Source organism: Dysgonomonas gadei ATCC BAA-286, from assembly GCF_000213555.1.
GTDB lineage: Bacteria > Bacteroidota > Bacteroidia > Bacteroidales > Dysgonomonadaceae > Dysgonomonas > Dysgonomonas gadei.
On record NZ_GL891980.1, the window covers coordinates 97886 to 111745 of the forward strand.

Annotated in this window: 13 protein-coding genes; 3 read left to right on the forward strand and 10 right to left on the reverse strand. The window is 40.6% G+C overall.

What is annotated here, in order from left to right:
• Positions 1 to 9 precede the first annotated feature (9 nt).
• Positions 10 to 1152, forward strand: coding sequence for an aldose epimerase family protein (locus tag HMPREF9455_RS04300; RefSeq protein ID WP_006798382.1), 1143 nt, complete (start codon positions 10 to 12; stop codon positions 1150 to 1152).
• Positions 1153 to 1247: 95 nt separating this feature from the next.
• Here HMPREF9455_RS04300 and HMPREF9455_RS04305 read toward each other — a convergent pair whose 3' ends face one another.
• From HMPREF9455_RS04305 to HMPREF9455_RS04320, 4 genes are all read right to left on the reverse strand, one after another.
• Complete coding sequence (locus HMPREF9455_RS04305; protein ID WP_006798383.1) at positions 1248 to 2006, reverse strand: hypothetical protein; 759 nt, start codon at positions 2004 to 2006, stop codon at positions 1248 to 1250.
• 143 nt (positions 2007 to 2149) lie between these two features.
• The gene (locus tag HMPREF9455_RS04310) at positions 2150 to 2848 is read right to left on the reverse strand and encodes an MIP/aquaporin family protein (RefSeq protein WP_006798384.1); all 699 of its coding nucleotides are present in this window, start codon (positions 2846 to 2848) and stop codon (positions 2150 to 2152) included.
• Positions 2849 to 3089: 241 nt separating this feature from the next.
• A complete protein-coding gene (gene glpK / locus HMPREF9455_RS04315; RefSeq protein WP_006798385.1) occupies positions 3090 to 4577 on the reverse strand; it encodes a glycerol kinase GlpK in 1488 nt (495 codons plus the stop codon).
• 127 nt (positions 4578 to 4704) lie between these two features.
• Positions 4705 to 6294, reverse strand: a complete 1590-nt coding sequence (locus tag HMPREF9455_RS04320; RefSeq protein WP_006798386.1) for a glycerol-3-phosphate dehydrogenase/oxidase — start codon at positions 6292 to 6294, stop codon at positions 4705 to 4707.
• 296 nt (positions 6295 to 6590) lie between these two features.
• Between HMPREF9455_RS04320 and HMPREF9455_RS04325 the strand changes: the two genes are divergently transcribed.
• Positions 6591 to 7355, forward strand: coding sequence for a DeoR/GlpR family DNA-binding transcription regulator (locus tag HMPREF9455_RS04325; RefSeq protein WP_006798387.1), 765 nt, complete (start codon positions 6591 to 6593; stop codon positions 7353 to 7355).
• A gap of 21 nt (positions 7356 to 7376) precedes the next feature.
• Here the strand turns inward: HMPREF9455_RS04325 and HMPREF9455_RS04330 are convergent, their stop codons facing one another.
• A complete protein-coding gene (locus tag HMPREF9455_RS04330) occupies positions 7377 to 8684 on the reverse strand; it encodes a Na+/H+ antiporter NhaC family protein (protein WP_006798388.1) in 1308 nt (435 codons plus the stop codon).
• Positions 8685 to 9351: 667 nt separating this feature from the next.
• On the opposite strand from HMPREF9455_RS04330, the gene HMPREF9455_RS04335 reads away from it, so the two are divergent.
• Positions 9352 to 9930, forward strand: coding sequence for a hypothetical protein (locus HMPREF9455_RS04335; protein ID WP_006798389.1), 579 nt, complete (start codon positions 9352 to 9354; stop codon positions 9928 to 9930).
• On the opposite strand, the gene HMPREF9455_RS04340 is transcribed toward HMPREF9455_RS04335, so the two are convergent.
• The 5 genes from HMPREF9455_RS04340 to HMPREF9455_RS04360 all read right to left on the reverse strand — a co-directional run bounded on the left by HMPREF9455_RS04340 (position 9902) and on the right by HMPREF9455_RS04360 (position 13762).
• On the reverse strand, positions 9902 to 10669 hold the full coding sequence (locus HMPREF9455_RS04340; RefSeq protein ID WP_006798390.1) for a hypothetical protein: 768 nt from the start codon (positions 10667 to 10669) through the stop codon (positions 9902 to 9904). The genes HMPREF9455_RS04335 and HMPREF9455_RS04340 overlap by 29 nt on opposite strands.
• A 115-nt stretch (positions 10670 to 10784) precedes the next feature.
• Complete coding sequence (creD, locus tag HMPREF9455_RS04345; RefSeq protein WP_006798391.1) at positions 10785 to 12143, reverse strand: cell envelope integrity protein CreD; 1359 nt, start codon at positions 12141 to 12143, stop codon at positions 10785 to 10787.
• 62 nt (positions 12144 to 12205) lie between these two features.
• Complete coding sequence (locus HMPREF9455_RS04350) at positions 12206 to 12505, reverse strand: winged helix-turn-helix domain-containing protein (protein WP_006798392.1); 300 nt, start codon at positions 12503 to 12505, stop codon at positions 12206 to 12208.
• A gap of 2 nt (positions 12506 to 12507) precedes the next feature.
• Positions 12508 to 13113, reverse strand: a complete 606-nt coding sequence (locus tag HMPREF9455_RS04355) for a hypothetical protein (protein WP_044215461.1) — start codon at positions 13111 to 13113, stop codon at positions 12508 to 12510.
• Positions 13114 to 13306: 193 nt separating this feature from the next.
• Entirely contained in the window at positions 13307 to 13762 is a 456-nt protein-coding gene (locus tag HMPREF9455_RS04360; RefSeq protein ID WP_006798394.1) for a hypothetical protein, read from the reverse strand.
• Positions 13763 to 13860 lie beyond the last annotated feature (98 nt).

A 13860-nucleotide genomic window follows, 5' to 3' on the forward strand; every position in this document is an offset into this window, starting at 1 on the left:
ACTTTAATTATGAAGAAAATGTTTTTTGCAGCAATCGCTGCTAGCCTGCTTTTTGTAGGATGTAATGAAAAAGCCCCTGTAGGAAAGCTTACGGAATCAGGCTTGGATAAGAAGAATTTTGAAACGGAAGTCAATGGAAAGAAAACAGATTTGTATGTACTTACAAATCCTGCAGGAATGGAAGTTTGTATAACAAATCTCGGAGGCCGTATTGTTTCTATTATGGTTCCGGATAAAGACGGGAACAAAAAAGATGTTGTATTGGGATTCGACTCTATTCAGGACTACATCAATATACCATCTAACTATGGTGCTATCATCGGACGTTATGGTAACCGTATCGGAAACGGAACATTTCAGATTGATGATGTAAAATATGATTTACCAAAGAATAACTTCGGACATACTCTGCATGGTGGTGACAAAGGATTCCACACCGTAATTTTCGACGCTAAACTTGCAGCCGACAATATATTGGAACTAACCTATCTGTCGAAAGACGGAGAAGAAGGCTTCCCTGGCAACCTGAATGTGAAAGTAACCTACATTCTTGGCGACGACAACGCACTTCAGATAAAATATGAAGCTGAAACAGATAAACCTACTGTCGTGAATCTGACTAACCATTCATATTTCAACATGGACGGCGATCCTACTTCTAAAAACACAGACTGGTTGCTGACATTGCATGCAGATCAATACACTCCTATTGATTCTACGTTCATGACTACAGGTGAAATACTTACAGTAGAAGGTACACCAATGGATTTCCGTACACCGACTGCTGTTGGTGCAAGAATCGACGATGCTACTTTCACTCAACTGGTAAACGGTAAAGGATACGATCACAACTGGGTATTGAATACAGGTGGTGATATCAACAAAGTCGCCGCTACATTAGAGTCCCCTAAAACTGGTATCGTATTAGACGTATATACTACCGAACCGGGAATGCAGTTCTATGCAGGTAACTTTATGCAAGGAACCGACAAGGGCAAAAAAGGTATTGTTTACCAACACCGTACAGCCGTATGTCTCGAAACTCAGAAATACCCTGATACTCCCAACAAAAAAGACTGGCCTACAACTACGCTTCGTCCGGGAGAAAAATATCAGAGCGAAACAATATTCAAATTCTCTGTAAAGAAATAAGCTTTCATCTTATATGAAACAATGGGAAGCAGTCCGGATATCCGGACTGCTTCTTTCTTTAACACACAAACTTACGTTTAATTAAAAAGGAGTGGCTAAAATATATCTAATGCAATCTGCAGATTCGCTTCATTATTAGCAGGATTAAACATACCCATCACCGACACGGGCAGCGTGTAGTTTCCAAACTTTAACTTCTTCGATGCTGTAACATTAATATTTACAATCCCCGCATCTTTTGCATAAAAATGCGCATCGGTACCGTCCTCCGGATTCAGTGCAAATGCCCCGGCAACACCCAGATCCACATCTACTATACCTCCCCTGAGAACAGGATAATCCATAGATACATATGTTGAATAAAGGTTCTTCTCGTTCAGAGCCCCTCTGTCGCGCCCGAAAACAACTGTTGCCCAGCTAATATTAAGAGGGAAACTTCCCTGAAAACGGTATGCTACCGAGATATCGATAAAATGCCCCGTATCCCGCGCACTGTAATTAAACACCTGCCTGTTGTTATATGTCGCATCTTTCGAGAAGTTATAGATATCCCACAACGCAACAGTAAACCCACTCTTGGAATAAGACATGTAATAGTCGAATTCTTTATAATCACCTGTAAAGCCGGCACCACCCCACAGTCCTACAGCAAAACTGTTGCTCTTATCCTTAAGATGTAAATCAACAGCTCCTAAAGCGGTATTGGTCACCTGCAATCCTCTCCAAAGATGCATATTTTTCAACTGCAGGGAAAAATCTACCGGGGTATACTTCTCTTCATCCTGAGCAAGCAAAGATAATGACGGCAATAAGCAAAGGAATAATGCGAGAATTGTTAGTTTAAAGTATTTCATAATTAACTATTTGAAAGGTTATAAAATGGGGCATAACCCGAGAATAAAGCAATACGACTCCCACCCTATGCCTGAAAAGACATAGTTATATTGCTACAATAATATGATTAATGAGATATTTTCAGAATGCCCCTTCGAATTATTTAAGCGGCGAGAGCAATATACAATAAGGCGGCAAGCGATCCGCCACATATCGGCGCCACAACTGGCAGCCACGCATATCCCCAGTTACTGTCCCTTTTACCTTTTATCGGTAATATAAAATGGGCAATCCGGGGGCCAAGATCACGGGCGGGATTGATTGCATAACCCGTTGTTCCACCCAGCGACATACCGATGGCTACAATAAGGATGGCAACAGGCAATGGTCCTGCTATTTCCGCACCGGCAGCATAAAGGATACCAAACACAAGAACGAATGTACCGACAACTTCACTAAAGAAATTAGAGAACCAGTTTTTTATAGCCGGCCCCGTACAGAATACCCCCAGCTTTGCATTCGGATTTTCTTCCTCATCGAAGTGTGGTTTGTACATAAGATAGACGATACATGCGCCAAGTATAGCGCCTAACATCTGGGCTATAATATAGCCGATAATACTGCCTTTGAAGCTGCCTGCAATAGCCAGACCTATTGTTACGGCAGGATTGAGGTGAGCACCCGAAAACGGAGCTGAAATGAAGGCACCCACAAATACGGCGAATCCCCAACCGAAGGCGATAACTACCCATCCGGCGCTATTACCCAATGTTTTCTTTAAAGAGACGTTTGCACATACGCCTGCACCAAAAAGTATAAGTATGGCTGTGCCAATGAATTCGAATAAAATATCTTGTCCCATGGTCTTAATTATTAAAAGGTTAATTTAGTTCTGTATTATTTTAGCTTGCCAGCTCCCCGAGCCGGACGAAGAACCCGGGACGAATCCTTCATCATGACTCAATTTAAAATAACGACTAATTAGTGTTGTGTTTTCAAGATAAGGTCTCAGACCTATTTATTACTTTTATATCTGCAATAACAATAATCAGTTACGACTAAACAATACTGCATAAATCATTCATTTTTTGCGCATCAATTATTTACTTCACCCACGATTGTGCGCGGTATATCGCTTCAGACCATTTTCTCTTTGCCAGATGCATATCTACTTTCGGATCGGCTTCGAAACGGGAATCTACATGCCATTGCTTCTTCACTTCTTCGATATTTTCCCAGAAGCCGACAGCCAATCCGGCCAGATAGGCTGCTCCTAAGGCTGTTGTTTCCGTCGTTTGCGGACGAATTACTGTTTGGCCTAATACATTGGCTTGAAACTGCATCAGCAGATCATTCTTTGCAGCACCTCCGTCCACTCTCAGCTCTTTCAATCCCACACCTGCATCCAGAATCATAGCATTGATAACGTCCATAGTCTGGTAAGCAATACCTTCGAGTGCTGCACGCGCAATATGAGCAGCAGTAGTACCCCGCGATATTCCGACAATCGTTCCGCGTGCATACTGATCCCAGTATGGAGCACCCAGCCCGGTCAGAGCAGGGACAAAATATACATCACCATTATCAGGCACCTGCATCGCCAGTTGCTCTATTTCGGAAGAGGAATTAATAACTTTTAGACCGTCACGCAACCACTGAACGATAGCACCTCCCACAAATATGCTCCCTTCAAGCGCGTAAGTCGTTTTTCCGCCGATTTGCCATCCGATAGTAGTTACCAGGTTATTTTTCGACACAACAGGTTTTTCCCCGGTATTCATCAGGATAAAACAGCCTGTGCCGTATGTGTTCTTTACCATACCGGTATCCACGCACATCTGCCCGAACAATGCAGCCTGCTGGTCTCCCGCAATGCCTGCAATCGGTACTTTAGACGCGAAGATCGTAGTCTTGGTATGTCCATAAACTTCACTCGATGCGCATACTTTCGGCATCATGCTTTTTGGGATATTAAACAGTTTGAGCAAATCATCATCCCATTCCAATGTATGAATATTGTATAACATAGTGCGTGAAGCATTGGATACATCGGTAGCATGCACTTCTCCTCTGGTCAGTTGCCAGACAATCCATGTATCTACAGTGCCGAATACAAGCTGCCCTTTCTCGGCTTTTGCCCTGGCTCCTTCCACATTATCCAGTATCCATTTTACTTTTGTTGCGCTGAAATACGCATCTACGATCAATCCGGTCTTGTCTTTAATATAAGGTAGGAGTCCTTCGTTTTTCAGCTTATCGCAATATTCGGATGTCCTTCTGTCCTGCCACACAATCGCATTATAGACCGGATCGCCCGTTTCCCTGTCCCAGACAATGGTTGTTTCACGCTGATTGGTGATTCCTATCGCGGCAATATTAGTACCGTTAATACCGATTTTCGTAATTGCTTCGGCAGCAACGGCAGCCTGCGAAGCCCAGATTTCATGCGGGTTGTGTTCTACCCATCCGCTTTGTGGAAATATCTGCGGAAATTCCTTTTGTGCAACAGAGCATATTTCTCCCTTATGGTCAAAGACTATAGCTCTTGAACTTGTAGTTCCTGCATCGAATGATAAGATATACTTTTCCATGTGGTTGATATTGATTAGGTTAAAAAAATGTGTCTTTTTTAAGGTCTCAGACCTATTTATTGCTTTTATATCTGCAACAGTAATAGTTAGTTATGACTAAAAATATTACATTAAATACTTTTTTCACTTACTTATCGGGATTATACGGAACGAGCAGATAATGTTGGGCCAGTTCTGTGAACTCCTGCACCTGTGCTTTCTCCCATTCCATATCCTTTCCTGTTTCTTTTGCCATTATAGATGCTACCTCCGGAGCAATATCGATGGCTGCGCGTGCATCCAGAAATGTGGCCCGTAACCTTCGGGATAAAACATCTTCGACTGTTATAGCCATTTCCTCCCTGACTGCCCATACAACTTCAGCCCCCGTATAATCGAAACGCGGATGAAGCTTTCTTGCCAGTTCGGGTCTCTCTTGCTGCAGCTTCTGTATTTTTTCGTAATCGCTGCCATATACATAACTGAAATCCGACCTGTCAACATTTTCTTTGTATCCGTGTATTTTCAAATCCCTTGTCACACACTCTTTCCGGGGCAGGCTTCCGATTGGCAAGGCTCTGTTTACAACATCTTCGGCCATATCGCGGTATGTTGTCCACTTCCCGCCTGTGATGGTAATAAGCCCGCTATCTGATATAACTATTTTATGACTGCGTGATATTTCTTTTGTTTTCTGCCCATCGGTTCCTTTTTTGGGTGCAGCCAGTGGCCTTAATCCCGCAAATACCGAAAGTACGTCTTCACGTTTCGGTTGTTTTGCCAGATATTGACCTGCCGTTTTAAGTATAAATTCGATCTCTTCCTCCAACGCCTGCGGCTCAAGCACGAACTCTTTCAAGGGGGTGTCGGTAGTACCCAGAACTACTTTTCCATGCCAAGGCACGCCAAACATCACCCGCCCATCGCTGGTCTTCGGTATCATAATTGCGGTATCACCTCCCAAAAAAGATTTATCTACTACAAGATGTACTCCCTGGCTGGGACGTACAATATTATCTTTTTCCGGAGCATCCATCTTCATCAGGTCATCGACGAATATTCCGGTCGCGTTTATTACTACTTTCGCCTGAAGGGTATATTCTTGTTTTCCTAATTCGTCATATACTTTCACTCCCGCAATCTTTCCGGTTTCGTTTTTAATCAAATTCGAAACTTTTACATAATTTACAACAGTAGCTCCCTGCTCTGCGGCAGTTTGCAGAAGGTTAATCCCCATACGGGAATCATCGAACTGGCCATCATGATACACGACCCCGCCTCTTAGCCCGTTAGTTGCTATTTGAGGTATTTCCTTAACCACAGATTTCTTACTCATCGGCAAGGAACGACCCAATCCGCGCTTTCCGGCCAGTATATCATAAATAGTTAGCCCGATTGTGTAAAATGGCTTTTCCCACCACTTATAATTTCCTATAATAAACCGTTGATCTTTCACCAGATGCGGGGCGTTCTTCTTCATCAATCCCCTTTCGCGCAAAGCTTCTATAACCAGACTCACATCGCCTTGCGCCAGATAGCGCACACCTCCGTGTACCAGTTTTGTACTGCGGCTGGATGTTGCTTTTGTAAAGTCAGCCTGCTCTACCAAGGCGACCTTGAACCCACGGGAAGCAGCGTCGATTGCCGCACCAAGCCCGGTAGCACCGCCACCGACAACAACAAAATCCCATATTATGGATTTGTCTGCTATTTGTTCTATATGATTATTTCGATTCATAACTTTTGGCTTTAATATACACAAAGATAAATATGTATTTTAAATAAACAAATAAATTCGAAACTTTTTTATATCAAATATTAATATTTTACACCTAATTCAAAACTAAACACAATATTTCGAAACCAAATATAATCTAAAACTTCAAATAAAACAATACTTTTCGCACATTATACGCCTCAACTTTATCGAATGAAATATAAAACGAAACCGAAATCTTTCAAGTTTTTAAACCCTCCACTTCTTAAATATTTTTATATCTTTGTAGTTAGTAATTGTAATTTTCAATTTGAGATATGGGAAATATAGCTAAACGACACAAATTCATACTGGAACAGTTAAAGCAGGACGGATATGTAAAGGTCCAGGAACTCAGTGAGAAGTTAGAAGTTTCGGAAGTTACGATTCGTAAAGATTTAAAATATCTCGAAAGCAAAAAAATGCTTTATCGTAATCATGGTAGTGCCAGCAGCCTGAGTTCTATCATCACGGATAAACATATAGATGTGAAAGAGAAGATGCAGATGGAGGAAAAGACCAGGATAGCCAAAGCCGCCAATAGCCTGCTTGAACCTAACGATAAAATAATCATAGCTTCCGGCACTACCCTGCTCACTTTCGCAAATGAGATTAACGTGGATCATAATATAACCGTTATCACATCTTCGGTAAAAGTATCTCTTACCCTTTGCTACAACCCGAATATCGAGATAGTGCAACTGGGCGGTAATATGAGAAAGAACTCTGTTTCGGTCATTGGCCACTATGCCGAAAATATACTGGAAAGCCTGTCTTGCAACAAGCTATTCCTTGGCGTGGACGGCATTGACCTCGATTACGGACTGACTACCAGCGACATGAGCGAAGCCCGCATAAACCAGCAAATGATAGACGCAGCGCAAAAGATTATTATACTGACCGACTCTTCAAAATTCGGCAAACGAGGCTTCTGCAAAATATGCGATCTGAACAAGATACACCATATTATTACAGATACCAACGCGCCTGCTCATATCATAGATATGCTCCGCGAACGCGATATAGAAGTTACCCTTGTATAAGGATATTCAGACCATTCAGCATTACCCGGTATATTTCCTCGGATAGCGGAATATGATCGATGCTATTGCAGCAAGCCCTATCAGCAAAGGATAATACAAATAAGGCACAATCTGCATAGGACTTACATTAGCCAATCCCGCAGCTATAAGCAATTGCGCCCCGTAAGGTATCAAACCCTGGACAAAACAAGAGAAAGTATCCAGCAGGCTGGCGATCTTCCGATTGTCCAAATCGAATTTATCGCTGATATTTTTTGCTATCGGCCCGCTTATAATCAGGGCGATGGTATTATTCGCCGTGCAAAGATTGGTTAACGAAATAAGTCCGGCAATAGAAAATTCAGCGGAACGCTTCGACCGTATATTGCGTGTCATCTTGCCTATCAGCCAGTCGACTCCACCATTGAAGCGTATCAGTTCAAACATACCTCCTGCCATCAACGATACAATAATCAGCTCTCCCATATCCACAACAATACCCTGACTCATGGCCGCAGTCCAGTCCCAGACACCAAAGCCGCCTGTGATAAGTCCGATTACACCCGATAGGATAATCCCCAAAGCCAGTACGACCATCACATTAACTCCTACCAAAGCTGTAATCAATACAGCCAGATAAGGCAACACTTTCACCCATTCTACCTGCTCCGCCGAAACAGATGCTCCGCCTGTCAGCTCCAGCCCCTGATAGATATAAAGCAGGAGTACCAGTATGACAACAGGAAATACAATGCGGATATTCACCTTGAATTTATCCTGCATCTGGCATCCCTGCGTACGTGTAGCCACAATCGTAGTATCCGATATAAAGGAGAGATTGTCTCCGAACATAGCCCCGCCAACTACGATACCCAACATCATAGGTAAATCGAGTCCTGCCTGAGACGAGACTCCTACTGCAATCGGCGCTAAAGCGGCAATAGTTCCAGTAGATGTACCCATAGACATGGATATGAAACAAGCTGCAATAAATACACTTGCCAATATAGATTGCTCCGGCAAAAGATAGAGAAGCATATTCACCGTAGCATCCACCGCCCCCATTGCTTTGGCTGTACCGGCAAATGCTCCTGCCAGAATAAAGATAACAACCATCAGCATAATGGTTTCGTTGGCTGCACCACGGCAAAACTGGGTGATGCGGTTTGCCAGCTTTCCTCCTTTCGAATATAAGACCGCAACCATCGATGCTGTCATAAAGGCTACCGAAACAGGCATCTGATAAAGGTCTCCTGTGAAAATAAAGGTGAGGACATACAGCAGGAAAAATACTGCCAACGGCATCAATGCCCAGCCTTTTGAGTGATACCACTTTTTATCTTGATTCATTTATTCAATCTTTTTTAATAACCGGATGCAAAGATAGCTTTTTTCAGTTAACGGTTAGCAGTCAGCAGTTAACAGTATTCTCACATGGAGACATTAAGACGTAAAACCTGACCCATCGATATATTTACATTAATTAACTATATTTGGTTAAAAACTGACACATCTGACACATTTTTCAATATTTTCATTGCGTGCATTTTGCATCCATTAACTACGTTTAGTTAAAAGGTAACAAAGGTAACAGTCTTTTTAGCCTTCGTGTACTTAGTGGTTAAAAACTCTTTACCACAAGGGGCACAGAGATTTACACAACCATCGGTCACAGGAGCGTAGCGTATGTAAAGAACACTATTTACAGTCAACAGCCAACAACTTGTATCTCGTACCTCGTCTACTCGTATCTCATATAACTTTCAACTTAGTACTTAAAACTCATTACTTGTTAAAAGGTAACAAAGGTTACACCTTTTTCAATATTCCTTTTTGTCACTTTTTATTCTACTTTCCGTTCATTGACACATTGGCATATTAACCAATCGGCACATTAAAATAGTATAGATAAACTTTCTCAAAAAGATTAAATTTCATAGCTTGCCCTAAAAAGCCAAATATTGGACTCTAAGCATAGGATATTTTCTTTAAATTCGCCTTTATTAAATAACCGGATATGAAACACACCATCTATAGAATATTTTCGAAAAACACAGGGCTTATCATACTAACCTTTATATGCATTCTATTCACAATATATTTCGTTTATTTGGGTACTATTTCAGAATTCGATACCGTATATTCTATTATTGTTCTATGTTACATAATATTGAATATTCTTCTTATCAGAAGCGTCATTTTCCCTATCATAAAAATCAATAAAAGCGGAATCACATCTTATGGCTTTTTCCGGAAAAGGGAACTGGCATGGCATGATGTTAAAGACATCAAATTATTGAAAAGTAAAACACAAAATAAAAATATCCCCGTCCCGATGCAAATGTATGTGGAATGGAAATATACAGATTCGCCTGAAACACACGGGGTATGGATGAAGCGCACAAATACCTACATTATTCTTTCAAAAAAAGATATAATAAAACCGAACGACGGTATATACTCAAAACTTAACCTATATAGACATATAGCTGCCAGCAATTCAACTGTAGCTTTTGCCTATGATAAACAAGTATGGAAGATTATAGAAGAACAACTTCCGGAATCAATTATTTATCAGGTTCAGGGTCAAACTTAAATATTTCATCTTCATTGTCAAGAATATATTTTAAAGACCGGTCGAAATCTTTTTTCAGCGTAGGATTCAAGCTGTTGGCCCAATCAGGTTTTTCTTCATTCCTCATATATGCTAATAAAGCAAGAGAATATGCCCATTCATCCTGATTCATATATCCCTGATACGAATACCCCCAGCCAGAGGAAGACTGATAATATTGGAAACTGGTATTAGCACAAAATATACCGAATCCGAAAAGCACAGTTGCCAAATCTGTCAGATGTTCATCATTCTCCTCTATCCGTTTTTCTCCCAATAATTTGACATGGGACAATTCATGAGCAATAATTGCAATAGCATGTTCCGGGCTGTTAACAAATTGCTTATCAATAGCGATCGTATATTTTCCTCTTTCATCTTTTTCATAATACAAGCCTGCCGCCTGATCACTTTCACTATTCAGAAAGATAGGATTATACCCGGAATTTATTTCAGTTATTCCGGTTTCATAAAAATCCAGCTCCAATTCATTCTCAGGGATTGCCATACAACCGGCTACCATTTTCAGTGCTTTTTGCACACTATCCTCATCATTATTCCATATAAAGGGCATATTGTCTGCGGTAGGTAAGAATATCTTCCTGTCTTCCACTTTAGGCTCAGGGAATTCTTCTTCCAACCATAAAAGAGAGTTTTCGAACCATTTCCTCAGTTCATAATTGAGTGGTTCATACTTTTTCGACCTGAAGATACCAAACATATTTGACAGTATTAAATAACTTTACAAACATAGCATAAACATATAACAATTGCAAAATGAAACCCCGGTACAGGGATTCCATTTTGCAATCCTTCAAGTAATTGATTGACTAAACTTAATTCATATCACGATCCTCATCCCCAGGTGTGTATACCGGAGGGATCTCTTCGGTTTCATCATTCTCTTCGTCATTTTTATACCAGTTCACCTTCCGCAAAACATACATCACTATAGCCAGGGCGACAAATAATCCGACCGCGCCGAATAGTAAAGCCATATTTTCCTGTTGCAATACGACGTACAGATAAATATAAAGAGTAATAAGAAAAATACCCATGAAAACAGTATGTTTTTTCCCCCTGAATATAGAATGCGAATAAGCCGTGATAAGTGTAATAGTGGCTGTTGAAGATATCAGATAGGACCAATTAAAGCCTATATGTTCCGAAAACGCGAGCAATAGTGTATAAAAGAGTACCAAAGCCAAACTCACCAACAAATATTGTACAGGGTGGATTTGTCTCTTGCTAAGTAGTTCTACAAGAAAAAACACCAAGAAAGTAAGACCTATAAACATTATGGCATATTTCACCGCTCGCAAAGTTTTTTCGTAATGGTTGATGGGAAGCTGCAAATCCATGCCTAGCGCAGATTCTTCCAGATTTTTATTTTCACCTATCCACATCTGAGTATAATTGCGATTGTAGTCATATATATCCCAACGCGCGTCTATACCGTCTTTTACATCCGTTTTTTCTGTAGCTACAAAATCACCAATGTATCCTACCGATTTCCATGTAGATGTTAAATGTATGCTGGTCTGCTTTCCTATCGGCAAGAAATATAAACCTTCGGTGCCATTCAGAGTCAGACTGAAATCATATTTGAGCATCTCTTTATTTTCGGGATTAAGATTCATTTTCATTGTCAGTCCGGAATTTATCAAATCGTTTGGAAAAACGCTCGGTAGTATTTCTAGTGGATGTCCGTTCATATTGAACACAATCTTGTTTTTTATCCCTTGCAGATTAGGTATCCCCAATATAAAACAAGATTCGTCCCATAAAACCTGCGAAGGTTTGATTCCCAATTTCTCCACATCAGGAAAAGAGAATGTTCCTTTCACTTTCATATCGGCCTGATAGTTAAGTATTTTTTGTATCCCCCGTGTGCGTTCCTCCGGCTTAACAGTACCATCCACAGAGTATTCATCGGGCAGGAAATATGCTGCACCAATATCTCCCTGACTTCCAGGTACCTTTACATAGCGAACAACTAATATCGGCCCGGTTACTTGCTGTTTTCCACCCCATTTCCACCCCATTTCGGTTTGTTCTGCATTTTTGTTGCCCTGACGTTCTTTTATCATCGTCTTTATCATCTCAACAGGTATCAGCATCAACAGCACAAGCACCGATGACACAACAATTTTGATTAGAATAGGATTTACGTTTGTTCCAAAGTTTGTTTTCATAAGTTTCAAGTTAATATTTAAATAAAAGTTCTTTGAATTTCAAAGTATATAAATAAAAAATTTTATGGCAAAGGATTAATTAATTTTTCAAGTGCGTCGATATGTTCTTTAAATAGCTTTTGCCCCAAGGAGGTAACCTGATAAGAAGTATTAGGCTTGCGCCCTATAAACTGTTTTCTGACCTCTATAACCTCTTCTTTTTCCAATGCTTTAAGATGACTGGCCAGATTGCCGTCGGTAACATCAAGTAACTCCTTCATCGTATTGAAGTCCACGCTGTCATTTACCATCAGCACCGACATTATCCCCAAGCGTACACGGCTGTCGAAGACCTTATTCAATCCTGATATAATATCTTTCATAATCAACCGTTTTTTACAGACTTCATGTCATATTTATAATAAATGAGGATACCATATACTATATGTAAAACACCAAATCCAATTCCCCAGAATATCAGGTCATATCCTACAACTACTGCTGCAACCAGTCCCAGTACAATCTCACATGCTCCCAGTATTTTCACATCACGGTAGGTACGCGAACCTGCAGCAATAAGCCCCAGTCCATAAAATATCAGCATACCGGGTGCTACCAGGTAAGCGACATGCTTGTATATGAGAATGATGCAAAATAGTCCGCCAACAGCCATCGGTACACAAAAGTCCTTAGCTATTTGCAGGGTTACAGGTTGCCAGAGCTTCGCATTGCTTCGTATCGCCTTCTTGTAAGACAGAACCAATCCTGCTGTTAAAGCAGAGACCAGCACCGCAAATGCAATCAGGATGAAATCATACAGGAGCGAGCCTGTAAATGTAAACCGTCCTTTGAGAACAAGGTATGCCACTACCGCTCCTACAATAGCGAATGTACCGGCCAATACGCCCGACATACCGCTTATAGACAAGAACTTGCTCGACCGCTCCATCATGGAACGAATGTGTTTTAAATCATCCAGATTAGTATCCATAACATTTCACTTTGAAACACAAAGTAAACTGTTATATTTGGGATATGCAATAAGTTGGGGTAATATTTTTTGTGAAAGGGAAAATAAACATCACAGATCCGTCAGTTTACAAGATTTACGTGACAAATCAGCATATAAAAAACTGCAAGGTTTGTATAATGAAAAGTATGTATTATAATGGTGTCTAAAGCCGTTATTCTTTCAATAACTTATCAAGAAATTCATCGAATTCACGATCAAACTTTTCCATCAGGTCATTGTCGATTTTAACAACATCATCTTCGCTGATAAGCAGAAGTTCTTCCATTACCACAAAGTTTTCATCGGCATAATTCACAGAGAAAGGTTTGAACAGATCCAGAGAAGAGAACATATTTTCTTCATCCAGTTGTTCTGTCACCTTACGCAAAACAGATATAACTTTTTCATCCGGCAATTCATCGACTTTGTCTACCCAATTGAAAATAACGATCTCAGCCACTTTATTTTCTTCGTCGTCATAAAAGGCCACCTCTCCACTCTCTTTATCCACAGTGATAAAGATATCGGTCAGAGAACTGCCCTTATAATCCTTTGCTAAACTGTCTATGGCCTGTTTAAAAGTATCTTTTATCAGAGTAGATGTGTCCCTGTTTGCTCCTGTTCCCATGTAGATGATAGATAATATTTATGCAAAGTTAGAAAAATATTGCATTATATCCTGCTTTCTTCTATTTCTTTTATAAAATGTAAAGAGCAATAAACAGA